This is a genomic window from Flavobacteriales bacterium (genome assembly GCA_016699575.1).
In the GTDB taxonomy this organism is placed as follows: domain Bacteria; phylum Bacteroidota; class Bacteroidia; order Flavobacteriales_F; family PHOS-HE28; genus PHOS-HE28.
In genome coordinates this window covers 2,259,628-2,282,929 of record CP064979.1, presented here as the reverse complement: position 1 = coordinate 2,282,929, position 23,302 = coordinate 2,259,628, and the positions used below count along the sequence as shown (strand labels likewise).

25 protein-coding genes and 1 tRNA gene are annotated in these 23,302 nt (G+C 60.0%); 10 read left to right on the top strand and 16 right to left on the bottom strand.

Annotated features, from left to right (window positions below; genetic code table 11):
- Positions 1-80: 80 nt before the first annotated feature.
- The 4 genes from IPJ76_09400 to IPJ76_09385 form a co-directional block, all read right to left on the bottom strand.
- A tRNA-Leu gene (locus IPJ76_09400) sits at positions 81-165 on the bottom strand.
- A 93-nt stretch (positions 166-258) separates the two neighbouring features.
- Positions 259-1,698 carry a glycosyltransferase family 39 protein gene (locus IPJ76_09395; protein QQR84839.1) on the bottom strand — a complete coding sequence of 480 codons (1,440 nt, stop codon included), beginning with the start codon at positions 1,696-1,698 and terminating at the stop codon, positions 259-261.
- A 22-nt stretch (positions 1,699-1,720) separates the two neighbouring features.
- Positions 1,721-3,262 carry a glycine--tRNA ligase gene (locus IPJ76_09390; GenBank protein QQR84838.1) on the bottom strand — a complete coding sequence of 514 codons (1,542 nt, stop codon included), beginning with the start codon at positions 3,260-3,262 and terminating at the stop codon, positions 1,721-1,723.
- 79 nt (positions 3,263-3,341) lie between these two features.
- Positions 3,342-4,997, bottom strand: coding sequence for a hypothetical protein (locus IPJ76_09385; protein ID QQR84837.1), 1,656 nt, complete (start codon positions 4,995-4,997; stop codon positions 3,342-3,344).
- Positions 4,998-5,073: 76 nt separating this feature from the next.
- On the opposite strand from IPJ76_09385, the gene IPJ76_09380 reads away from it, so the two are divergent.
- The 4 genes from IPJ76_09380 (at position 5,074) to IPJ76_09365 (ending at position 7,974) form a co-directional block, all read left to right on the top strand.
- The gene (locus IPJ76_09380; protein ID QQR84836.1) at positions 5,074-5,376 is read left to right on the top strand and encodes a hypothetical protein; all 303 of its coding nucleotides are present in this window, start codon (positions 5,074-5,076) and stop codon (positions 5,374-5,376) included.
- Positions 5,377-5,384: 8 nt separating this feature from the next.
- Entirely contained in the window at positions 5,385-5,960 is a 576-nt protein-coding gene (locus IPJ76_09375) for a nucleotidyl transferase AbiEii/AbiGii toxin family protein (GenBank protein ID QQR84835.1), read from the top strand.
- 74 nt (positions 5,961-6,034) lie between these two features.
- Entirely contained in the window at positions 6,035-6,562 is a 528-nt protein-coding gene (locus IPJ76_09370) for a redoxin domain-containing protein (protein ID QQR84834.1), read from the top strand.
- Positions 6,559-7,974, top strand: a complete 1,416-nt coding sequence (locus IPJ76_09365; GenBank protein QQR84833.1) for a hypothetical protein — start codon at positions 6,559-6,561, stop codon at positions 7,972-7,974. Before IPJ76_09370 ends, IPJ76_09365 begins: the two co-directional genes overlap by 4 nt.
- Here the strand turns inward: IPJ76_09365 and IPJ76_09360 are convergent.
- The 8 genes from IPJ76_09360 to IPJ76_09325 all read right to left on the bottom strand — a co-directional run bounded on the left by IPJ76_09360 (position 7,904) and on the right by IPJ76_09325 (position 15,640).
- Positions 7,904-8,818: an EamA family transporter gene (locus IPJ76_09360; GenBank protein QQR84832.1), complete on the bottom strand. Its 915-nt coding sequence runs from the start codon at positions 8,816-8,818 to the stop codon at positions 7,904-7,906. The two genes, IPJ76_09365 and IPJ76_09360, sit on opposite strands and share 71 nt — an antisense overlap.
- Positions 8,819-9,028: 210 nt before the next feature.
- Entirely contained in the window at positions 9,029-9,892 is an 864-nt protein-coding gene (locus IPJ76_09355; GenBank protein QQR84831.1) for a hypothetical protein, read from the bottom strand.
- Positions 9,893-9,942: 50 nt separating this feature from the next.
- On the bottom strand, positions 9,943-10,527 hold the full coding sequence (locus IPJ76_09350) for a DUF502 domain-containing protein (GenBank protein QQR84830.1): 585 nt from the start codon (positions 10,525-10,527) through the stop codon (positions 9,943-9,945).
- Between the two features lie 138 nt (positions 10,528-10,665).
- On the bottom strand, positions 10,666-11,016 hold the full coding sequence (locus tag IPJ76_09345) for an MmcQ/YjbR family DNA-binding protein (protein ID QQR84829.1): 351 nt from the start codon (positions 11,014-11,016) through the stop codon (positions 10,666-10,668).
- Positions 11,013-11,762: a cyclase family protein gene (locus tag IPJ76_09340; protein ID QQR84828.1), complete on the bottom strand. Its 750-nt coding sequence runs from the start codon at positions 11,760-11,762 to the stop codon at positions 11,013-11,015. The genes IPJ76_09345 and IPJ76_09340 overlap by 4 nt, the downstream gene beginning before the upstream one ends.
- Positions 11,763-11,870: 108 nt before the next feature.
- Positions 11,871-12,980 carry a radical SAM family heme chaperone HemW gene (gene hemW, locus IPJ76_09335; protein ID QQR84827.1) on the bottom strand — a complete coding sequence of 370 codons (1,110 nt, stop codon included), beginning with the start codon at positions 12,978-12,980 and terminating at the stop codon, positions 11,871-11,873.
- 1 nt (position 12,981) lies between these two features.
- A complete protein-coding gene (locus tag IPJ76_09330) occupies positions 12,982-14,031 on the bottom strand; it encodes a YARHG domain-containing protein (GenBank protein ID QQR84826.1) in 1,050 nt (349 codons plus the stop codon).
- A 103-nt stretch (positions 14,032-14,134) separates the two neighbouring features.
- The gene (locus IPJ76_09325) at positions 14,135-15,640 is read right to left on the bottom strand and encodes a HAMP domain-containing histidine kinase (GenBank protein ID QQR84825.1); all 1,506 of its coding nucleotides are present in this window, start codon (positions 15,638-15,640) and stop codon (positions 14,135-14,137) included.
- Positions 15,641-15,801: 161 nt separating this feature from the next.
- Here IPJ76_09325 and IPJ76_09320 point away from each other — a divergent pair, with 161 nt between their 5' ends.
- The 3 genes from IPJ76_09320 (at position 15,802) to IPJ76_09310 (ending at position 17,270) form a co-directional block, all read left to right on the top strand.
- Positions 15,802-16,341 (top strand): MOSC domain-containing protein, encoded by a 540-nt coding sequence (locus IPJ76_09320; GenBank protein ID QQR84824.1) that lies wholly within the window; start codon positions 15,802-15,804, stop codon positions 16,339-16,341.
- A gap of 109 nt (positions 16,342-16,450) precedes the next feature.
- Positions 16,451-16,858, top strand: a complete 408-nt coding sequence (locus IPJ76_09315; GenBank protein QQR84823.1) for a DoxX family protein — start codon at positions 16,451-16,453, stop codon at positions 16,856-16,858.
- A complete protein-coding gene (locus IPJ76_09310) occupies positions 16,833-17,270 on the top strand; it encodes a helix-turn-helix transcriptional regulator (GenBank protein QQR84822.1) in 438 nt (145 codons plus the stop codon). The genes IPJ76_09315 and IPJ76_09310 overlap by 26 nt, the downstream gene beginning before the upstream one ends.
- A gap of 2 nt (positions 17,271-17,272) precedes the next feature.
- Here IPJ76_09310 and IPJ76_09305 read toward each other — a convergent pair whose 3' ends face one another.
- Positions 17,273-17,695 carry a DUF1801 domain-containing protein gene (locus tag IPJ76_09305; GenBank protein QQR84821.1) on the bottom strand — a complete coding sequence of 141 codons (423 nt, stop codon included), beginning with the start codon at positions 17,693-17,695 and terminating at the stop codon, positions 17,273-17,275.
- Between the two features lie 43 nt (positions 17,696-17,738).
- On the opposite strand from IPJ76_09305, the gene IPJ76_09300 reads away from it, so the two are divergent.
- Positions 17,739-18,482, top strand: a complete 744-nt coding sequence (locus IPJ76_09300; protein QQR84820.1) for an NYN domain-containing protein — start codon at positions 17,739-17,741, stop codon at positions 18,480-18,482.
- 11 nt (positions 18,483-18,493) lie between these two features.
- Here IPJ76_09300 and IPJ76_09295 read toward each other — a convergent pair whose 3' ends face one another.
- Positions 18,494-19,393: a Bro-N domain-containing protein gene (locus IPJ76_09295; GenBank protein ID QQR84819.1), complete on the bottom strand. Its 900-nt coding sequence runs from the start codon at positions 19,391-19,393 to the stop codon at positions 18,494-18,496.
- 325 nt (positions 19,394-19,718) lie between these two features.
- Here IPJ76_09295 and IPJ76_09290 point away from each other — a divergent pair, with 325 nt between their 5' ends.
- Positions 19,719-20,858 carry a Fic family protein gene (locus IPJ76_09290; protein QQR84818.1) on the top strand — a complete coding sequence of 380 codons (1,140 nt, stop codon included), beginning with the start codon at positions 19,719-19,721 and terminating at the stop codon, positions 20,856-20,858.
- Between the two features lie 26 nt (positions 20,859-20,884).
- A complete protein-coding gene (locus IPJ76_09285; protein QQR84817.1) occupies positions 20,885-21,859 on the top strand; it encodes a hypothetical protein in 975 nt (324 codons plus the stop codon).
- 241 nt (positions 21,860-22,100) lie between these two features.
- Here the strand turns inward: IPJ76_09285 and IPJ76_09280 are convergent, their stop codons facing one another.
- Both IPJ76_09280 and IPJ76_09275 read right to left on the bottom strand, forming a co-directional pair.
- Positions 22,101-22,541 carry an IS110 family transposase gene (locus IPJ76_09280; GenBank protein QQR84816.1) on the bottom strand — a complete coding sequence of 147 codons (441 nt, stop codon included), beginning with the start codon at positions 22,539-22,541 and terminating at the stop codon, positions 22,101-22,103.
- A gap of 144 nt (positions 22,542-22,685) precedes the next feature.
- Positions 22,686-23,105 carry a transposase gene (locus IPJ76_09275; GenBank protein ID QQR84815.1) on the bottom strand — a complete coding sequence of 140 codons (420 nt, stop codon included), beginning with the start codon at positions 23,103-23,105 and terminating at the stop codon, positions 22,686-22,688.
- Positions 23,106-23,302: the final 197 nt, after the last annotated feature.

Below are 23,302 nucleotides of genomic sequence, written 5' to 3'. Positions count from 1 at the left end.
GGGACATGTGCCCATGAAATCCCTCGGACCCGATCCATCATGGCCACATGTTCACATGAACACATGGTTGCATGAGATCGTACCCAGGGCGGGACTCGAACCCGCACGATTGTTGAGATCACTGGTGTTTGAGACCAGCGCGTCTACCGATTCCGCCACCTGGGTAGGTGTTCCTTCTTAGAAAGGGCGCCGAAGATAGAATGGCGCACCACAGGTTTGCCCACGTTGCTCCACGAAGCCCGCCAGGTCCCCCGTGGCTCATTGGTCCGTGGGGCTGTGCACACTAGGCGCACCCAATACGACAAATCCCGACCGCTCAAGCCGTTGGATCGTAGTGTCAGGCAGCGTGAACGAATATGCTCCGGCGATCGGAGAGTGGAACATCAGTTCAATGGGATGCTCCGATCCCATGACGATCGTGTTCTCCATCATGCCATGGGCCAGCTCCTCCGCATCGTACCGTGGAGGGGCCGGCTTCAGAGGGCGCACACGGTCCCACGAGAAACGCAGGGGAAGGACGACAAGCAGGGCGGCCACCACCCTCAGCGCGATGCGCGTCGAGGATCTTGTGGCCGTGCTGGTCATGGCTTGGTCAAAGGTCATACAGATGACCACGCAGATGGCCGGAACGGCGATGGCAGTGTAGCCCGGCATCTTCGTCACCGCGCAGGAAAAGACCAAGAAGGGGACGATCATCCACAGTGCCCAAGGCAGGTGTTGTCGCCACGCCGTTCGGAGCGGAAAAGCAAGGAACCACACCACCGCAACCGGTGCCGCTTCACCATGGATCATCGGAAGTTGGGCGAAGTAGTAATACCACGGCCGGGCATGATCCTCCAGTCCGACAGTGAAGTGCTGCCAATGCGCCGCTGAAGCTGCTGCCGCGACTTCCGGGAAGTGCCACTGGACATAACAGAACCATGGCACGGATACCAGCGAACCCAAGACCATAAGCACGCCGAACAGACCAAGCTTCCTGCGCCAAGGCAAGGTCCGCTGAGCGATCAAAAAGCCGACCGCGACCAGCGGCACCAACAACGACGGCCACATTTTGCTCATGAACGCCAGACCGCCAAGGAAACCGGCGAGCGAGGCCCACAGCGCTGAGTTCTTCAGGGCCGTTCGGGATGCTGCAAAGAGTGCGGCAAGGACCATGCACACCAAGAACGTATCGGGGTGATCGTTCGACGTCCGGCCGGAAGCCAGTTCGACGAGGTGCCCATTCATGGCGAACAACATGGCCGACCACAGCGCCACGTTGCGCGAAACCCTCTCGCGCACCAGCTGGTAAAGCAGGACCGTGGCCAACATGGACAGCAATACGGACGGGAGCCTGACCGCCCATGGTTCCGTGCCGAACGTGGCGATGCTGGCCGCTATGGCCCAGAGGGGAAGCGGTGGTTTGTTCAACCAAACATGGCCATGGGCCCACGAGCCTGCCTCATGCGGAAGCCTCGCATCGTCATAGAGCGTTGGGCGCAGCGGATGCTCGACCAAGTGTTTGGCGACCAGCGCATGGTAGCGTTCATCCCACTCATGCAGATCACTGTCCAAGGAAGCGCTGAAGCGCAACAGGCCAGCACACAAGGTGAGGAACACGATAGGCCAACACTTGACCGATCGCCGGTGGTGAAGCAACGCTACGGGCAGACAGGCATATCCAGCGAAGGCCAACCAAGTGCTCGGTGCGAATGCCATGCGACCTGGACGGTTGACAAGGTCACAACTGCTTCAGCAGCTTCCGCATGTCCACCTTCTCGTTCACGATCCGGTCCAGTTCGGCGATGGACACCCGTTCTTGCTGCATGGTGTCGCGGTCGCGAACGGTCACTTTGCCGTCCGTGAGTGTATCGTGGTCCACAGTGATGCAATACGGCGTACCAATGGCGTCCTGCCGGCGGTAGCGCTTGCCGATGCTGTCCTTCTCGTCGTACTGGCAATTGTGCGCGAGCTTCAGGCCATCGATGATCGCGCGCGCCTTCTCGGGCAGGCCGTCCTTCTTGATCAGCGGCATCACCGCGACCTTCACCGGAGCAAGCGGCGCCGGGATGCGCAGCACCACGCGGTCCTCGCCGTTCTCCAGCTTTTCCTCCTCGTAGGCCGCGCTCAGCACGGCGAGGAACATGCGGTCCAGGCCGATGCTGGTCTCCACAACGTACGGCACGTAGCTCTCGTTGCTCTCCGGGTCGAAATACTGCAGCTTCTTGCCGCTGAACTTCTCGTGGCTGCCGAGGTCGAAGTCGGTGCGGGAGTGGATCCCTTCAAGCTCCTTGAAGCCCATGGGGAAGCGGAACTCGATGTCGCACGCGGCGTTGGCGTAGTGCGCTAGTTTGATGTGGTCGTGGAAGCGGTAGTTCTCCGTGGGCAGACCCAGCGCGCGGTGCCACGCGATGCGCTTCTCCTTCCAGGCGTTGTACCACTCCATCTCGGTTCCGGGCTTCACGAAAAACTGCATCTCCATCTGCTCGAACTCGCGCATGCGGAAGATGAACTGCCGCGCGACGATCTCGTTGCGGAAGGCCTTCCCCGTTTGCGCGATGCCGAAGGGGATCTTCATCCGCGCGCTCTTCTGCACGTTGAGGAAGTTCACGAAGATGCCCTGCGCCGTTTCGGGACGCAGGTAGATGGTGCTGCTTTCGCCGCTCACGCTGCCGAGCTCCGTGGCGAACATGAGGTTGAACTGGCGCACGTCGGTCCAGTTGCCGGTGCCGCTCACGGGGCATTTGATCTCCTCGTCGATGATGAGCTGGCGCAGGGCAACCAGGTCGTTCGCTTCAAGAGCCGACTTCATGCGGCCTTCCACCGCATCGATGCGCTCTTGCGACCGCTTCACATTGGGGTTGGTGGCGCGGAACTGTGCTTCATCGAAGGCATCGCCGAACTTCTTCTTCCCCTTCTCCACCTCCTTCTCCACCTTGTCGGCATACTTGGCCATGTGCTCTTCGAGGAGCACGTCGGCGCGGTAACGCTTCTTGCTGTCCTTGTTGTCGATGAGCGGATCGTTGAACGCATCGACGTGGCCGCTGGCCTTCCACACGGTGGGATGCATGAAGATGGCCGCATCGAGGCCCACGATGTTCTCGTGGAGCTTCGTCATGGCCGCCCACCAGTACTGACGGATGCTGTTCTTCAGCTCGGCACCGTATGGACCGTAGTCGTAGGTGGCGCTCAGTCCGTCGTAGATCTCGCTGCTGGGGAACACGTAGCCGTATTCCTTGCAATGCGAGATGATGTTCTTCAGCTTGTCTTCGTTCGTGCTCATGATGTGGTGCGAGCATGCTGGAATGCTGCCATGTCGCGGCCGCAAAGATGGATGCGGAGGTGGAACGAGGAACCTTGGTTCAGCCCTTCAGCCACTTCCGCTGCCAGCACGGGCCACTGGCACCGCACAAACGGACAATGTGCGCACCGCAGGAAAGGCCAGCAGTATTGATGCGGAACGACACCATGCCGCTTGATATCACTTCACTGGCGACCAGTCGGCCGCTCATATCCATGAGCGCGAACGACAGGCTTTCCGAAACCGGCGACCTGAACATCAATTCCACATTCTCCCCCGACCAGTCTTGCACAAGCACGAAGGGCCCCTCTTCCGACAACTCACCTATACCAAGATCGAAGTGGACGGAATCGCAGGACCAGTTGTCGCTATGGTCGCGGTCGTACTTGGCGTTAGGACTGAGAGCGCTGATGCAGATGGTTTGGTCTTCGGCAGGCCAGCCCCATGGGCCGTAATCGAGCCAGAGATCAGTCAGTGCTGCTATTGTGGTTCCGCCTTGTGCAAGCCCCAAACCATCCAAACCTAAAGTGGTGCCAACCGAAGAGCACATCCACGCCAAGGACCAGTGATTGAGCACCACCTTGTCCAATAGCGTGGCCGACACGTTCGTTACTTCCACGGTCACATTGGCTCTGGTGAAAACATAGTTACCAGAGAACTCAACCCAAGCACTGTCGATGCTGAGCAGTTGGACCGCAACGTCTTCCTCATGCTGGGCGATGGCTCCATTGGTTGAGACAGTTCGTAGGATTCCGGCTGGCCGGCTCGCCGTCGAAACTGACCCTGCCATGCCCACAGCACCGGTCATCGCCGCGTATCCAATGGAAGCGGTTGCAGGGAAAACACCGTCCGGGTCCATCGCAATCGTGTTGATGATGTTCAAGGAAGTATCGAACTCCACGGCCCAGTCCGCTCCCATCAGCCACAAGGTTGTGTCCCCTTTGACGAACTGACCACCAGCGATCGGAACCCCGGGATCAATTGTTCCGATGGCGACCAATGCTGCATCAACTGCCGTGAGTTGCCCATTTGCGTCGAGCACCAACCGATGACCCTGCCAGAACACAATGGCCACAATTGAACCCAAAGAGTTGGAGGCTAGCAATTGGGTGCCCAACGTTCTGCGTTCCAACACCGTGTTCGTCCTCGCCACAAGCAACGTCGTGTCGCTGTCCCAGATCAGTTTCACCGATGATGACCACCCCAATGGACCGAACTCGAACGCCGTAAGACTGTCCCCGTTCTGGTCAGCTATGAAGGCCCCATCGTATGACCATGCCAGCACCTTCCCGGTCGGACCGACCTCCACGGCCTTGGCCGATGGTTGATGGAATGCAGTTGACCAGACCACATTCCCCACGGCGTCGTACAGTGCGAGCAAGCTCGTGGGCATCAACACGTCGCATCCGTCGTGCGGGCCCACTACCAATGCTCCGCCTCCAGGAAGCTCGGCAAGATCCCAGGGGATAGCTCCACCAAGGCTGTCCATGAAAGGAACGGTCCAAGCCGCGTCCCCATCCGGCAGGAAACCTTGAACGAAATGACCGGCAGAACCTCCTTGGTCATTGCCATACGATCCACCCACCACCCAAACACTATCCGCAACCGCACACCCAGAGTACCAGACCTCCAGCGAACGTTGATCCGCGAACTCGAACGGGGCTTGCGCAAGCACGCTTGCACTGCACAAGAGGAACAAGGGTGATGCCCGTCGCATGGGGATGAATGTACCGCTGTGACGCCTTTGGCAGCCGCATCGCTGCTTCCGCGTCCCGTCACCTAGCTTTGGCCACATGCCCGCCAAGCCGCTGCCCGTCTTCGCCCGCCGCATCTTCTGGGATGTGGACTTCGACCAGCTGGACTACGAAGCCAAGGCGTCGTTCGTGATCGAGCGGGTGTTCGAGCGCGGCGATGTGGAGGACATACGGCAGTGCAGGCGGTACTACGGGGATGAGCGCGTTCGCGGAGCGCTGCTACAGGCCAAGTTCCTGCCTGAGCACAGGCTCTACCTGGCCAGTGCCGTGGTGAACGAACCCTTGGAGAAGTTCCGATGCTACACACTGAGGCAGTCCCACCCGGAACTTTTCCCGTACTGAAGCGCCTCATGGCCTTACCTATCCTGCGAGACCATGTTCTCGTTGGTGGCACGGCACTGGCGCTACGGCATGGGCACCGTACGTCGGTAGACCTTGACTTGTTCAGCACGGAGCCGTTCGACCCCAATGCCGTTGCGGCTGAGTTGGCGAAGGAGTTCGGCAGTTCTTTCACTTGGGAGCCTGCACGTCGTGTCCGGTTCGCTCTGTTCTGCTTCGTCGGAGATGTGAAAGTCGACATCGTGAACGACAAGCACCCTTCGATCGCACCTTTGGAACTGGAAGATGGCATTAGAATGTTCGCCGATGACGACATCGCAGCCATGAAGGTTCAAGCCATCCTTGGCCGAGGGAAGAAGAAGGATTTCTGGGATCTCAATGAACTCCTCCTGCACCACGGATTGGATCGGATCCTGGGATGGCATGCCGCCAAGTATCCGCATCAACAGTTGGCCATCAGCATCCCGAATGCCTTGGTGTACTTCGCTGATGCCGATACAAGTGAGCGCCCCGTATGCCTGAAGGGACGTACTTGGGAAACCGTCAAAGACAGCATCGTTTCCCACGTGAGGAACTATCTGCGTTGAGCATGCGGTGGTGCGCTGCTCTTGCGATGGTCTGCGCTTGCACGCAAGCTGACCGGTCAGATAACCGACCGGACATGACCAGCTCCCAACTGGACCATTTGACCCTCAAAGACCTCGGTGGCAACACCACCGCGCTCGGCTTGCTCGAAGGTGATTCCGCCACACTGTACATCACCTTGGACCCCGAGTGCCCGATGACCTTGGGTTATGCGCCACTGCTGGACAGCTTGGAGGAAGCGCTGCCCGATGGTGTTGCGATGGTCGGCTTGTACCCTGCGCCGTTCATCGACCGCGACAGCGCCGCTGCCTTCGCGCGAAAGCACGATCTTGACTTTCCGCAGGTGATGGACCCCGGGTGCCACCTGGCCAATGCGTTGCGGGCACGCGTAACACCCGAGGTCTTTCTGGTGGCGCTGAGCGGTGAAGTCCTTTACCGCGGGGCGTTGGACAACAGCGCGGTGCGCGAGGGCCGGAAGCGTGCCGCTAACGAACACTACCTGCGCGATGCGCTGAGCGCCTTCGCAGGAGGCAAACCCCAACCGCATACCGAGGTGAGGGCATTCGGCTGCATCGTGGAATGCGACAACACCGGCACCGAATGAAACTTGTCGCAGGCGTGGTGTTGGTCATGGTCTTGGCCGCTGGATGTAATGAAGGCGCGCCCGGTAGCTCATACACGGAAGCATTGCCCGGCACGGTGACGTTCGTGGAGCATGTGGCGCCCATCATCCTTACGCACTGCGCACCGTGCCATCGGCCGGGCGAGGCAGGGCCCTTCAGCCTGATCACGTATGACGATGTGCGTCGCAAGGCGAAGACCATCAAGAAAGTCACCGGTGCGGGCTACATGCCGCCATGGCCTGCCGACACGTCGTATTCGCACTTTCTGAACGAGCGCACCTTGTCCGCGAACGAGATAGCGCTGATCGCGCGATGGGTGGATCAAGGTGCGGAGCGTGGGGTTGGTAGAGAGCCCGTGTGGCAGCAAGGGACCACAGGCCTGGGGGAGCCTGACGCTGTGGTCTGGTTGCAGGATCGGTTCCCGATACCGGGCGATGCGCGGGATCGCTTCATCATCAGCAAGGCCGGTTGGGCGCTGGAACAAGACACCTTCCTGCGTGCCATCGAATTCGTGCCGGGCAACCGGCGGGCGGTGCACCACATGAACGGTGCGCTGATCAACTACGCGGAAGGAGCCAAGGCCGATCCGATCACTGGCTGGGCTTACCTCGATGCTGAGCAGGTGGATGGCGTGGATGCCTTCGCATGGCTGCAGTTGCAGAACGACGACGACAGCTGGCCTGCGTTGGTGCCAAGTGCCATCAACTACCTGCCCGGCATGTCACCCGCCGTTTACCCCGAGGGCATCGGCGGGCTGCGCATCAGCCAGCACGGCGCCTTCTTGCTGAACACCTTGCACTACGGCCCCAGCGCGCGCGACACGTCGGACCTGTCGCGCTTCCACCTCTACTTCTCCCCAGTGCCGCCCGCTCGTCCGCAACGTGAACTGTCCATGGGCAGCACACACACGGAGATCGTTCCGCCACTGCACCTGGAGCCTGGTGAAGTGAAGACCTTCCGAACCTCTTTGCAACTGACGGAGGACATCAGCGTGCTGAGCGTCAACCCGCACATGCATTTGCTGGGCACGCGGTTCCTAGCTTACGCGATCACGCCAGTAAATGACACGATCCCGCTCATCCGCATCAACGACTGGGACTTCCGCTGGCAATACACGTACACCTATCCGTGGATGCTGCCGTTGCCGCGCGGTACCGTCGTGCAGGTGGAAGGCACCTTCGACAACTCCGCGGACAATCCGCAACAGCCGTTCGATCCGCCCCGCGCCGTGACTGGCACGGACAGCAAGCTGATGAAGACCACCGACGAGATGATGCAGTTCTTCATCACCTACGTGGACCACCGGCCGGGCGACGATACGATCAGCCTTGCACCAACGGCTCCGGCTCAGCCCCTTCGCGCGGTACCTGGCGCTTCTGCCACCACGCATTGAGCAGGAGACAGGCGAGGATGAGCGCAAAGCCGATGTAGCTGCCGACATGCAGCGTTTCCGTGGCAGGCCATAGGATGAGCGCGATGATGATGGTGTACACGGGCTCCAGGTTCACGGCCATCATCACGGTGAAAGGAGAAAGCTGCTTCATGACCGCGATGCCTGCCGTGAAGGAGATGCTGGTGCAGACGATGCCCAACAACAGGTGGTAGGTGATCTGATCGCCGCTGAGCGTCCACAACGGTGGCGGCAACTGCCCGAGCACCGCACAGGCAATGCCCATGATGACAACCACCGCGAGCATCTCGTAGAACCCGATCCGGAAGGCATTGTCGCGCTTCACCAGCACACCGTTCACCACGTTGAACCACGCGCTGAGGAAGGAGCTGATGGTGGCCACCACGATGCCCCAACGATGCTTCGTCTCCAAGCCGAAGATCATCAGCAAGGCAGCCATCACCACCACGCCGAGCACCACTTCGTAGAGCCGTATCCGGCGTTTGAACCAGAACGGCTCCAGCAATGCGGTGAAGACCGTGCTGCTGGCCAAACAACCAGCGGCGATGCTGGCCGTGCTGATCTTGATGGCGCCGTAGAACGTGATCCAGTGCGCGGCGATGAGCACGCCGGTGAGCAGCCATTGCGACAGGTCGGGCGAGCGCGGATCGAGGCGCTGGCGCATGAACAGACCGAGCACCGCAATGCCGAGCAGGGCAATGACCGTGCGCGTGTAAACGAGCGGGAAGGTGCTCTGCTCAATGAGGTTGCCGAAAATGCCAGTCCAGCCCCAGATGAAGACCGTGATGTGCAGCACGATGAGCGCGTTGCCACGGTTGTTGAGCATGCGGCCAAGGTAGTCCTCGGCTTTGGTGCGATGGATCGCTTCGGGGCCTCGTTCCTCGGCCACCGCGCGATGACGGTCCGACCACCGTCATCATGAGGCCGGCGTGATCGTGCAAGCACATGCTCTTGACGAGCCCCAGGCAAGGAGCGCACTGCTAAAAACGCCGAAGACCCGGATACGACCGGGCCTTCGTCCAATGTTCCTTGATGATCAGTTCACGCCGCCAGCAGCCTTCTGTGCATCCTCAACCTTCTTCTTCTGTTCTTCCACTTCACGGCGCTTCACTTCGATGTCGGACGACAGCTTCTTCACTTCGTCCTCGAGCTCTTTCACCTTCGCTTCGGCATCGCTGATGTTCTTCGTCTCCTTGGCGATCTTCTCCTTCAGTTTAGTGCCATCCTTCACCAGTTCCTGGAACTGCTTGGCTTCTTCCTCGGTGGGGTTCGTGCCCATTGCAGCGTGCTTGCTGGCAACAGAAGTCTCATTGTCCTTCAGGTCTTTCTCTGCCTTGGCCTTCTCGCCAGTGGCTTCCTGGCCCTTGCTCTTGTTCTTCTCGATGCCGTTCTCGGCGCGGGCCTTCTCCTTCTCGAGACCGGCCAGGTCGCTTTCCATCTTGCCCATCGACTTCTGCTCGTTGCCCAGCACGGCTTCCAGCACCTGCTTCTTGTAGCGCACGGCGAGCATGTAGGCATAACGCTCGGCACCTTTCACCAGCTGATCGTCGCCGTCCTTGCTGATCCAATTGCCATGGTACCTGAAGGCCAGGTGCAGCATCACGCGGGTGCTCTTCTTGCCCTGCTCGGCCTTGCACAGCACCGTCATGGTGTCGGGCGCCACTTCGGGAACGCGTGCGCCTTGGGCCCGCAATTCCTTCTTGCTGCTCACGTCCTTGCTGATGTCCTTCAACTGGTTCTTGTACCAGTTCTCAACGGCATCCGCGTCGCTGTTGTCGAAACCCACGACCACCGTCGGATGGTCGCCATCGCTGAAGGAGTAGGAGCTCTGCAGTACTTCGGTCTGCGCATTGGCCAAAACGGCCGCCGAAAGCACAATGGTGGTAACGATGTTCCTCATGGGTAGGTTGTTGGTCTGCGTTAACAATTGACGTGCCGTTCGGGCCGTGGTCACTTGCGGGGTTCGTCGTCGTCCACCTCCACAACGCCGCCGCTCACGATGAACTTCATCACTTCGCCGGCGCTGGCGTCCACGGGCGTAACGTTCTCCGCTGGAACAATGTACAGGTTGCCGCTCCATGCGAAACTGTGCGGCAGGTACACCGCGACTTTCGCCCCGGGGATGCCGAGCATGGAGAGGTCGTTCTGCGTCAGGAACCCGAGCTTTTCGATGTCGGAGCTCTTCATGAGCTTCACGAGCACGGGCCGATCGAACTTTTTCTTGTTGCCCACCAGCGCTTCCATCAGGTCCTTCAGTGCATCGTAGATCGTCTTCAGGAACGGGATGCGTTGCAGCACCTCTTCGCCCAATGCTGCCAACGGCTCGTAGAGGAATGTGCTGCCCAACCAGCCGATGACAGTGATGCTGGCCACCAGGATGATGATGCCAAGGCCGGGGATTCCTGTGGGCACGATCCCGTTGAGCCATTTGTAAGCCCCGACGAAGGCCCAAACGATGGCCGCTATGGGCACCACAAGCAGCAAGCCACGCAGGAAGTAACTGAGCAGCACGCGACCGAAACGACGAGGAGTCATGTACCAGGGAAAATGCGCGGGCAAAGGTAGATGGGGAGAAGAGGAGAATCGCAAGATCGCGCAGAGGCGCAGAGAACACAGAGGTTCAATACAACTGGTTCTCTTCTCTGCGCCTCTGCGTGAAAAAAAGATCCACGCTCAGCCCTCCAGCTCCATACGCACTTTCCTCGGCAGGCTGGCCCGCACCAGAGCGTAGCTGTGGTCGATGAGCTCCATCAGGAGTTTATGCGGCACATCACCGGTAACGCTCACCGTGTTCCAGTGCACCTTGCTCATGTGGTAGCCGGGCGTGATGCCGGGGTATTGCTCACGGAGTTCAATGGCACGCTCCGGATCGCACTTCAGGTTCACGGTGCCGAAGACGTCGATGGGCGCCAGCGCGAACATCTTCTGCATCACGCGGAACACCATCACATCGGGGCCGAAGGGCGTGTCGTAGGTGACGCCTTTCTTCTCGGCGCAGTAGGCGCGCAGGTCTTCGAAGGTCATCGGATAATGGCGTAGAGCAACGGCCTGCTCGGCGCGGCATCGTTCATGAAGTGCGGCAGCTGGAGTTCCAACAGGTAGTCTCCATCCTCCACAACGTCCGGCACGCGGATCAATTCAGTGATGGTGCGCTGGAGGTCCGTGGTGGCTGGATGATCCCAGAAGGCATGGTGCGCCGCCAATGAACCACCATCTTCTTCGCGGTCAACGCTGGGCAGGTCGAGCAGGAGGTGCAGCACGCCGATGTCGCGCAGCCATTTGCACGCAGCTGCTTCGATGTACGGTGGGTTGCTGCCGCTCCAGTCCCGTTCCGAAGCATCGGTGCCAGGGGCCAAGGTGCGAAGCACCAGTGCCTCCGGACGATCCACGCGCAACGCATCCTGTATCCTTTCCAGGGTGAGCACGCCGTCCGCGCCTTGTTGTTCAGGTTCAACGGAGATGACGGTTGCCGTGAAGAAGTAGCGCTTGAAGAGGTTGCCCACGGTGTGCACTTCACGTGCAATGTGGCCTACGCTCTCGGTGTGCGTCCCGTGCCCGTGGGGGTTGAAGAACACGTTGCGGAAGTTCACCGGAGCGCCATCGGCTACCGCAAAGCGCCGATCACCCATCACTACGGGCTCCATCCGCACAGGGTCCACCCACCAAGCACGCAACTGACCGGGTCCAGCATGCAGCGGCATGCTCAGGTCGATGGGCCTGCTCAGGTCCACGCGGAAGTGGTGGTCGCGATGGGTGATCTCAGCGATCATGGGAGGGGGTCAACCGCAAAGGACGCAAAGAGCGCAGAGGAAATACGGTTCAATTCCATGGGTCTTCCGGTCTCTGTCACTTCGAGCACAGTGGAGAAGGACTTCGTGTTAGATGAAGAGGTCGGCGGCTATACGGTCGGCGAGCAATTTGCCGGTCCTCGTCAAAACTATCCGCGTTCCGTTGCTGAGCACATGGCCGCTGCTCAGGTATCGTTCAACGGTGCGTCGGGTGGCGGAAGTCAGGCCGTCCAGTTCGGCGAGGTCGATGCCCTCGGCGGTGCGCAGACCGGTCATGATGCGCTCGTTGGTGCGCTGTGCGGGCGTGGGGCGTTCCTCCTCCCAGTACACCTCGCCCGCGTTAACAGCCGCGATGTACTTGTTGTTGTTGGCCACGTTCCAGCGGCGCGCGGTGCCATCGAACGAGTGGGCGCTCGGGCCGATGCCGAGGTAGGGCACGCCCTGCCAGTAGCTGGTGTTGTGGCGACTGTGATGGCCGGACAGGGCCCAGTTGCTGATCTCGTAGTGCGCAAAGCCCGCGCGGTCCAGCCGATCCATCAGGTGCTCGAAGTGTTGGGCTTGGTCATCATCCTGCGCTGCTATCACCTCACCGCGTTCCACTTGCCTGTGCAGGGCAGTGCGCGGCTCCACTGTGAGGCAATAGCTACTGATGTGCGGCGGCGCGAAAACCAGCGCCTGCTCGACCTGTGCGTCCCACTCGGCGATGGTCATGCCGGGCAGACCGTAGATGAGGTCCAGGGTCCACGAGCGGAAACCGGCCGAGGCGATGAGCTCCAAGCTGCGCAGGCTTTGTGCGGCATCGTGCGCACGGCCCATGAACCGCAGGCGCTCTTCGCGGAAGCTCTGGATGCCGATGCTCAGGCGCGTGACGCCGATGCGTTGCCAAGCGGCGATGCTCTCTGCGCTCACATCGTCGGGGTTCACTTCCAGCGTGACTTCCGCATCCGGAGCCACCTCCACCTGGGTGCGCACATCGTTGATGATCGACGCAAGGTCCTTCTCCCCGATCAAGCTCGGCGTGCCGCCCCCGAGGTAGATGGTGCCGACTTCCTCTCCTCGCAGCTCATGCACGCGGCGCATCAGTTCCGTGCGCAGCGCTTCCACCATAGCAGGCATGGTGTTGTGCGTGGTACTGAAGTGGAAGTCGCAGTAGGTGCAAGCCTTCTTGCAGAACGGGATATGGAAGTAGAGGCCGGACACGCTATTCCAGTTCCTTCGCCTTGATCATCCCGAGGAAAAGGCGCTCCTCCGGCGTAAGCAGCGCATCGCTCCAGATCAGGTTCGGGTCCGGGATGTACCAATCGAACGCCTCGAAGAGCTTGCGTTGCTCCGGATCCTTGAAAGGGTAACCGTGCTGTGCGAAGATCAAGTTGCGCATGAACCGCAGTTCTTCATTTGTCCATGTGACCTCCTCTCCGATGTCCAGGCTCCGACTGCCCACCGCGCGAAGCACCTCATTGCGGTATTGTGCATCCGGACCCGGCCAGTCAAGGAACATGCCTCGCATCTGCGCATAGAACTCCATGTTCTCCGCTGGGACCATATCCGCTACAGTGATCCGCAGTTTGCCGGCCACCAGGCGTACTTCCCGCATTCCTTCATCGTACCGGCCTGGCTGCTTCCCACCTATACGTCCAATGCCGACGATCGACCATTCCGCACGATCACCGTACACGTCCCGAACGAAGAAGCGCTCGCTACCGCCAAAGTCGATCTCCGTCGTGAGGTGGCCAATGGTCCCTCCAGCCCACTTCGCACCGGTGCGCAGGATATAACTGAACGCGCGGTCCATGTCCACTGAACCGCTGGCCGGGAAACGGTAGCTATGCTGAACCGTGTTCAAGCCCGGCTTAAAGGTCATCTCGAACACGTACACGAAGATTCCCCAACTCTCCTGTGAGAACCTCAGTTTCCCAAGTTCCACCAACGGAGCGTTCTCTTCCTCGGCCATCATCGTTCGGAACGGAAGAAGCCTTCCGTCATTCATCACGCGGAGATCCTTGATCTGAGGGATAGAACAAATAGAATCTGGCAGGTCACCACTGGCCGAAGGTGCTTGGAAGCCGATGGTCAGCGTACGTGAAACTGATTCAGGGTTCCTGAACTCCAAGAGTACGTTCACCTCTGCTTCATCGCCCCGGCAACTGAACGAGAGAACCTCCCGCGTTATGGAGATCTTCGTTTCCTGCAGCGGATACAGTATCCCACCACTTCCCCAGTACACCCCATCGTTCGCCGCCGCGACCAACATGCAAACACAACATATCACGTATCCAATAACCCGTTTCATGCGTGGAACCATTTGAACCTTGACACTTGCCACTTGGATCTTGACACTTGATCCCATCCGTCGCTCAACTCCTCAACGTTATCCTGAACGTTGTCCCTTTCCCCGGCGCACTCTTCTTCACGAAGATGCGCCCGCCGTGGTATTGCTCGATGATGCGCTTGGTGAGCGAGAGGCCCAGGCCCCAGCCGCGCTTCTTGGTGGTGTAGCCGGGCTGGAACACCGTGCGGTGGCGCGATGAGGGGATGCCGTGACCGGTGTCGGTGACATCGATGTGGATGTCGGGGCCGTCGGGCACGATCTCGATGGTGATGCTGCCCTCCCCCTTCATGGCGTCGATGGCGTTGCGGATAAGGTTCTCGATCACCCAGCTGAAGAGGGGCGTGTTGAGCGGCACGCGGCGGTCCACATCATCCGGGGTCACCACTTCGATGAGGGCTCGGCTGGGCAGGCGCGGGCGCAGGTAGAGCACGGTTGCGCGCAGCACATGGTAGAGCTTCTCGGGCTGCAGCTCGGGGGCCGAACCGATCTTGCTGAAGCGCTCGGTGATCACCTCCAACCGCTCCAGGTCCTTGCGCATTTCGGCGATGGTAGCGGGATCGGTGCCGCGTTCTTTCAGCATGTCCGTCCACGCGCTCAGGCTGCTGAGCGGCGTTCCGAGCTGGTGCGCGGTTTCCTTGGCCATGCCCACCCACACTTGGTTCTGCTCGGCGTTGCGGAAGATGCTGAAGAGCGCATAGCCCACCAGCAGGAAGAGCCCAATGATGAGCAGCTGCACGTAAGGGAAGTAGCGGAGTTGGGTGAGCACCACGCTCTCCTCGTAGAAGATGAACTGCTTGCCGCGCGCCCCCAGGTCGATCTCAATGGGCCGGTTCACCGCTTCCATCTGTGCGATGCGCTTCGCGAGCAATACACTGTCGGCCATGACCTCCGGTTCGATGTGACCGTGCTCGATGACGGTGCGCCGCGTGGCATCGGTGTAGATGATGGGCACGCTGGCGGTGTTCATCACCGTTTCGCTGATGAAGCTCTTGATGATGCCGTCCATCACCTGCTGCAGTTCGCTGAAGAGCTTGCTGTCCTTGTAGTAGAGGTGCTGCTTCTCGTTGCCGAACACGGGGATCTCGATGGGCTTGTGCAACTCGGCCATCGCCTCTATCTCCTGCCGCAAACGCAGTGTGTCCTCCGCTACGCCGGGCCCCAGGTTGCGGCTGAACTTCACGCGCCCGGCATCGTCGAGGATGATGACGGGGATGCTGGTGTTCTCCTGCACCACCTTCAGCACGAAGGTGAAGTCGCTGAGGTCGCCGCTGATGAGTCGCTCCTGGGCGGTGGCGTAAAGCTCCACGCGTTTGCTCTCCTCGCTGCGCAGGGTGTCGAAGAGGCGCTCGGTGTAATTGACGAGCTCGGCGCGGTTCTTCACAGCCTCGGCCCACAGCTCCACTTTGCGGCGCTCCTCATCGCGGATCTTGCCCACGATGCGGTTGCTGTAGTAGAGGCTGGCGCCAACTATGCCCATGGCCAATATGGCCAGCACCAGCTTCCAGCGTTGTTTGCGGGAGTAGATGTCCACGGGGTGAAGATCGGGGGTGGAGGTGGAACAGCGCCCACCAATACTTGGTCAGAAGCAAAGGAAAAACGGTGCCGCACCAATGTGGATTGCAGCTGGGGCCCGTGAAGTGAAGCAAGTGCGATCATAGCTGCTGGGGCCGGTCTTCGTGCGAGCTTTGCACCATGGCCCACGTGCTTGGCGTCCACCTCAGCCGCACGCATTCGTTCAGCAAGAAGCGGCAAGAGCGCATCGTCCTTGTGGAAGGGCATGGGGTTGAAGGCGATGCGCATGCGGGCGCCACTGTCAAGCACCGCTCGCGCGTGCGGCAGGACCCTTCGCAGCCCAACCTGCGGCAGGTGCACCTGGTCCATGCCGAGCTCTTCGATGAATTGCACGCGAGGGGTTTCACGGTCACACCCGGTCTCATTGGCGAGAACATCACCACACGCGGCCTCGATCTGCTCGCGTTGCCCAAAGGCACCTTGCTGTACATCGGCGATGCCGCTGTGGTGGAAGTCACAGGTCTGCGCAACCCGTGCAACCAGCTCAACGAGCTGCAGCCCGGCTTGATGACCGCGGTGCTCGACCGCGATGAATCGGGCGGCCTCATCCGCAAGTCAGGCATCATGGGCGTGGTGAAGCACGGCGGCGAAGTGCGGCCGGGAGATGCCTTACGCGCGGTGCTGCCAGCGTTGCCGCATGAGGCTTTGGACCGCGTGTAGCGCTTCGATCGCGCAGTGCGTTACCGCGAGGTAACCGGTTTCCCTTCGGTAACCCACGTCGGGCACGGTTGGGCGCCGCCGAAGCTTTGCGGCGCACAACGATCGACCCATGAAACGCAACACCATCATCTACTGGATCGCCACGGCACTCCTCGCCCTACAGACCCTCCTCGCAGGCATCATGTACTTCACCAACCCCGACATCGCCGTTGCCTTGAGCCACCTCGGCTTCCCCGATTACTTCCGGCAGGAGCTCGGCATCGCAAAGATCATCGGCGCCATCGTCATCGTGCTGCCCATGGTGCCGCTGCGGGTGAAGGAGTGGGCGTACGCGGGCCTTGCCATCACCTTCTTCTCGGCATTCCTGGCGCATGCTGCTGTGGATGGTGCCTCCACCGGCATCGCGCCCCTCGTCTCGCTCGCGCTGCTCACCGTCTCCTACATCTACCTGCACAAGCGCCACGCCGTGCGGTCCCCACTACCTTCGGTGCATGCCACGCAAAGCGCTCAAGCCTGAACCGCCGACAGGCCACGACACCGCCACCTGCAACGGGTTGTTGCGCTCCTTCCGCGATGCGGTGGACATCATCGGCGGCAAGTGGAAGAGCCCGATCCTCTTGAGCCTGGGTTTCAAGGGCACCATGCGCTTCGGTGAACTGCAGCGGATGCACGGCGGCATACCGGCCAAGACCCTGAGCAAGGAGCTAAAGGACCTGGAGCAGAACGGACTGGTCAAACGCACCGTGCTCGATACCATGCCGGTGACCGTGCAGTACGAGATCACGCACTACGCCCGCACGCTGGAGAAGCTGCTGCTGGACTTGCGCGCCTGGGGCGAGGACCACAGGGAGTACATCCGCACTGGTGCGCTACCGAAGAAGCAGACGAAGCGCGCCGCGAAGCCCGGCAAAATGATGGTGGTGGGCTGAACCTACTTCTCTGGATACGCCTTCTTCACCGCAACGATCGACTTCTTGAACATCGTCGCGAGCACCTTCATGTCGATGTCGGCCAGACGCTTGATGTACACGCAGCCCTTGGTGGCCTTGTGTTTACCGAGCTTCGCCATCAGCTCCGGCCCCAGCACTTCGCTGTAGAGGTAGATGACCATCTCCGGCTTGCGCGGACTGAACGCGAGCAACGGTGCATCGCCTTCGCGACCGCTGGGGTACTTGTAGTGGTAGGTCCCGTAGCTCACGATGCTGGGCCCGTACATGTAGGGCTCCTCACCGGTGAGCTCATGCATCAGCTTCATCAGCGTGCGGCAGTCGTCGCGCACTTCCTCCTTCGGCTGCTTGTCGATGAAGGCATCGACGCTGGCGGTGGTGGCGTGGGTCTTGTTGGGCTTGGCCATGGAACCAAAGTAACCGCCTACGCCAGCTCTACCTTGTCCCCGAATGAAGAAGATCAACGATACAACCATCGCGCTACTGATCGATGGTGACAATGCGGCGCCCAAACGGCTGGCCGCCATCCTGGAGGAAGTCTCGAAGCAGGGCACCATCACCATCCGCCGCATCTACGGGGACTGGACCACCACCGGCATGAGCGGCTGGAAGGACCTGCTCAACGCCAACGCCATCCAGCCCGTGCAGCAGTTCGCCTACACCAAGGGCAAGAACAGCACGGACAGCGCCCTCATCATCGATGCCATGGACATCCTGCACGGCGAGCTGGTGGACGCCTTCTGCATCGTGAGCAGCGACAGCGACTACACGCGCCTGGCCACCCGCCTGCGCGAGAGCGGCCTCTTCGTCATGGGCGTGGGCGAGAAGAAGACCCCCGATGCCTTCGTGAAAGCGTGCGAGCGTTTCATCTACGTGGAGAACCTCGACGTGCACGAAACCGCAGCGCCAACGGCCAAGCCCACCAACGACCGGAGGAAGGGCCCGGCTCAGGCGCTCTCCGCGAACAACGCGCTCATGAACAAGCTGCGCAAGGCTTACACCATTGCCAGTGGCGAGGAGGATGCTGCTTCCTTGAGCAAGATCGGCCAGGCCCTGCGCCGCCTCGATCCCGGCTTCGACCCGCGCAGCTACGGCCACGCCTCGCTCTCCTCCCTTGTGAACGCGCTCAAGGACAAACTGGAGATCACGCGCGAGGAGAAAGGGAATACGGTGATGGTGCGGTTCAGGGGGTAGAGCAGCAGGTCCTATCTCTTCTTGACGCGCTTTCTGGAAGTACTGCCGGACAGCCGCGCCTGCTTCTTGGCGTCTTGGGTGAGCGACAGGTAATTCTCGTTCGTCACCACCTTACGTCCGCTCCTTGTTTCGAGGTCCTTACGGGCCTTGCCGGCCACTTCGCCACCGGCGCGGGCGGCTTTCTTGTTCTCCGGGAAGCCCTGCGCATCGCGGTTGCGGGCGATCTCCGTGGTGGCCGCTTCGCCGAGCATGGAGAAGATCAGCTCCAGGTCGGTCATGTGGTCACGGAGGTTCTCGCGCTTCAGTTGCTTGAAGCGGGCGTACTCGCTTGGCGTGAGGCCGAAGGTGGCCTCGCTGATCTCGGCAGTAAGTATCGAATACTCGCGCTGCTCCTTCACACCGCGCTTCTTCCACTCATCGGTCATCTCATCGCGGATGGCGATGGAGCGCATGCGCTTCTCCACCCAATCATCGCTGTAGCCCTTGGCCTTGTAGATGGCGCGGGTGCGCTTGGCGGCCAGCTCAGGATCCTCGATCTCCTGCACGCGCTCGTACCCGACTTTCGCCAGCCAGCGCTTGAAGGGTTCGGCTTTGGGACTGGGGATGGATTGGATGATGCGGAAGAGGCCCTCGGTGTTCGCGCAGTTGAGCTTTTGTGCGCCACCGCTGGTGGAAATGATAAGGGGGGTGGCAATTTGCCCCCACCCTTTCGAGAGGGCTTCGTCCCGTCGGCGCATGTCCTTGATGTAGCCGGCAGGATCCACCGAATCGGTGAGCGCGGCGACCACATCGGTGATCACGAACCACCACTCGTTGTTGTGCAGGGTGCGCCGCACTTCCTTGCGTTGGAAGATGGCGATCCCGCTAGGGCGGGACAGGTTGCGCGAATCGGATGATGTTGACTTGGGCATTGGATCGGGCCGGCGTTGACGGCGAATGCGTCAAGGGCGGGTTGAACAAGATAGAGGCTACTACCGAACGAAGACACCGACGCTGGCGGTGGTCGCTTGGGGTCTTGTTGGGCTTGGGCCATGAGGCAAGCATAGCGTGGACGAAACGGCTGGATCTCAGGCGTGTTAGGGCCTCCTTCAGCCATGCTTGACAGCATAATTGTCCAGCGCTGTGTCTGTGTTTTTGTCGCCTTGTATAGCGCCTATTCAAGCTGATATACAGGACTCTGGTCATGGATGGCCTATTTTTGTCCATATGAAAGACCTGTTCCGCGAATATCCACACATGACCTTCCGTCGGCAGTGGGACCTCACGGCGAACATGAAGTTCCTTCTCGGGCAATGCGAGGCGTTCGTGAAGGCCATCAAGCACACTCCTCTCCTGCCGGAGGACTACACGAAACTGCTGCGGGTGTCCATGATAAAGGGGGCGCAGGCGACCACGGCTATTGAAGGCAACACACTCAGCGATGAGGAGGTGAAGCAGGTGGCCGAGGGCACCAAGCTGCCACCGAGCAAGCAGTACCTCCAGCAAGAGGTGCAGAACATCATCGACGCGTTCAATGAACTGCTGAAGGAGGTGGTGTACGATGACAAGTCACAACTGATCAATAGCGACCTGCTGAAGCGTTTTCATCGGCTCGTCGGCAAGGATCTGGGTGAACACTTCAACGCAATTCCTGGCAGGTTCCGAGAGGACTTCAGAGTAGTGGGACCCTATCGATGCCCGGCGCCTGAACATGTCGAGGACCTGGTACACACCCTCTGCGAGTGGATGCGACAGGAGTTCCATTTCGAGCATAGCGAGCAACACTTCTGGGAGGTGGTGATACAAGCGATCGTGGCACATGTGTACATCGAATGGATCCACCCCTTCGGTGATGGCAATGGCCGCACAGGACGACTTGTGGAGTTCTACGTGATGTTGCGCGGTGGCAATCCGAACATCGCATCGCACATCCTGAGCAACCACTACAACCAGACACGCACCGAGTACTACCGCCAGTTGCAGATCGCGAACACAGAGCGTTCGCTCACCAAGTTCATTGAATACGCGCTACTCGGTTTGCGTGATGGTTTGGAACAAACGCTGCTCACCATCCAGAAGAGCCAGTTCGACATCACCTGGCAGAAGATGGTGTACGACGAGTTCGACAAGGTGAAGCGCGGGCAAGAGTCGTTGTTCAAGCGCCAAAGACGGCTTGCGCTTGACTTCCCCAAGGACCGCGTGCTGAAGCTGGAGGAGATCCCGCACATCAACACCACGCTCGCCATGCTCTACGCCAAGATGTCGCCGCGCACCATGCAGCGCGACTTGAGCGAGTTGGTGATCATGGAGCTGATCGCGAAGGAGGGGGATGGGTACCGCGCGCGGACGGAGCGGTTGCGGATGTATGTGCCGCATAGTAAGAGGAAGGCGACCTAGGCGTAAGCAATTTGAATGCACTGACCATGAAGGCCAATACGACGAAACGCAAGCTGACTGTCAAGCAGAGGCAACGCGCTGCGGAAAGTCTGAGCTTGGCTCAGAATGAGTTGGTGGCCGCGAGAACTCTAAAGGAGCAGGGCCAATTCGCATCGGGGTTCGTCCATCTCTACTATGCATCTTTTCATACGGGGAAAGCAGCCCTATCCGATACCACCATTCAATCGAAGAAGCACGCACCGTGGAATGGCGAGCTGAACAAGCGCTTCGGGCGCGGACAGAGTTGGCTACCCAAGACGTATGCAAGGCTGCCTCAAGACTTGCAGACAATCAGGGAAGATGCGCAGTACGAGGGTGTCGTTGCGAACGACCCTCAGGTCTTTGACAAGTACGAGCGCGTTGTGGTCAAGTTCATTGCCTTCGTGATGAACCGAACGCCACTCTGCCACTATGAGGAGTTCATCCTCGACCTCGTGCACAAGCAAAGCATAGGACCTTCGGTCGAGTTCGACTACTACTGCCCGAAGTCCTACGTCCACAAGGATCGCTGCCAGTACCAAGTCACGCGACAGCGGGTCAACACGCGAACGATTGCTCTCCTCAGCCGCGCGGGCCGTGAGACAATTGAGCGCTTACATGGCAGCCGTATAGAGGACTACGTTCTTGGGTGGAACAACCGTCTCGGACAGAGCGCCGAGGCCTTTCTCCTCTTCCTGGATATTGACCACTCGGATGAGGGCGACGTCAAAGCTGCACTGAAAGGGCAACAAGGTTGGCTCTTCAAGACCGGAGCGGGCTATCACTTCATTGGCAAGAAGCCCATTGAATCGGACGAAGAGTGGCGCTCAACCATGAAGCGACTTCATCGCTCGAAAGGATTGAAGAAGCTCCTTGATCAGCGGTACTTGGAGTATAGTCTCCGCCGCGGTTTCTCGACGGTGCGTATTACACGTTCCCCGGTAAAGACGTTTCGGCCATTCCTATGCGCAGAGATCAAGTGAGAATCCGCATTTCGCGTTAGGGACAGAAGCGGGTAGCCCACAGCCGACGAAGGAGGCGAGGACTTATTCTATGACCTGAGCAAGCCAATGGGCAGGTTTTTTTTCAGGCATGAGGAACTCCAGGCATGGGTCAAGAGCTTTTGATGCCCTCGACCCATGTTATGCCTGTCGTACATCGGACCTATCCCTGGCAGGTTGCTCCTCAGCAGAGCCTGCTTCCGTTTCGGCCCGACGCACAAGTCTACGCAGCGGCCGGTTCCGTTCTGCGCACGAATGGCGTACCCCGTTCGATCACGGCGCAGATGCGGTGGATGAGCTTGTTGCGGATGGCGTTGAGCACGCTCATCTTGTGCTTGCCTTCGGCCACCTTGCGCTTCCAGTAGTCCTGCAATTCGCCTTTGCGTGCCGTGCATCCCACAGCCGCCATGTGCAGCAGGTACTTCAAAGTGGGCTGCGCTTGTTTGGAGACGCGCGTTTTGCCTCGGATGCTGGAGCCGGAGCTGTACTCGAAGGGTGCCACCCCGGCGTGGCAGGCCAGCTCGCGCGCGGTCTTGAAGCGCAGGAAGCCCTCGGTGAGTGCCAGCAGATGCGCTGCCAACACGGGGCCAACGCCATCGATGGACAAGAGCAGATCGTAGATGCGCTGGTGCTCTGGCTCAGCCGCGATCACCTCTTTGATCATGGTCTCGATGCTTCGATCGACTTGTCGAGCGCGGTGATCTGCGCCTTGTCGATGCGTGTGAAGGCCGCGCGCAACGACTGGTCCACGCAATGGTCCAGGTTGCGGATCTGGGTGTGGTGCATGGTCTTGCGACGCACCAGATTCTCACGCCGGGCGAGCAGTTGCTTGAGCTTGTTGGTGCGCAGGTGATCGGCGGTTACAAGCCTGGCCTTGTCGTGGAAGCGGCGTGCGTAATCCGCGATCCGAAAGTGCATCGATGCGGTCGTTCTTGCCACGCGTGGTGCCGATGCTCTTGATGATGTCCGTGGGGTGCGCAAGCCAGGTGGGAACCTCCAACCGCACGAGTGTCTCCAGCGGAAGATGCGAGTAATGGCCGGTGGGCTCCAGGCACACCAGGCATTGGTCCTTCTTCAGCCCGTACATCTTGGTCCAGCGCTTCCACATGCTGCGTAGTCCCTTCTCCGTGTTGGCCACCTTCTCTTCGGCGGTGACCTTGCCTTGTTCGTCCAGCAAGGCCACATCCAAGGTCGCCTTGCTCACATCAATGCCGATCCAGTGTCTCATGTCCGTGTACCTTTGGGTTAGACAAGTGATCGCTGGAGGGACTGAGCAATGGGCCCTGTGCTCGACAACTCTACTAGGCCACTACGCCTGGAATTCTATCCGAGCCTCAGACCCGAGTGGATCACGGGTGCCAATAAGTCCTTTAGGCCCTTGCGCCTATGCAGCGGAATGGTTCACCCGCGATCCTGCTCAGTTTC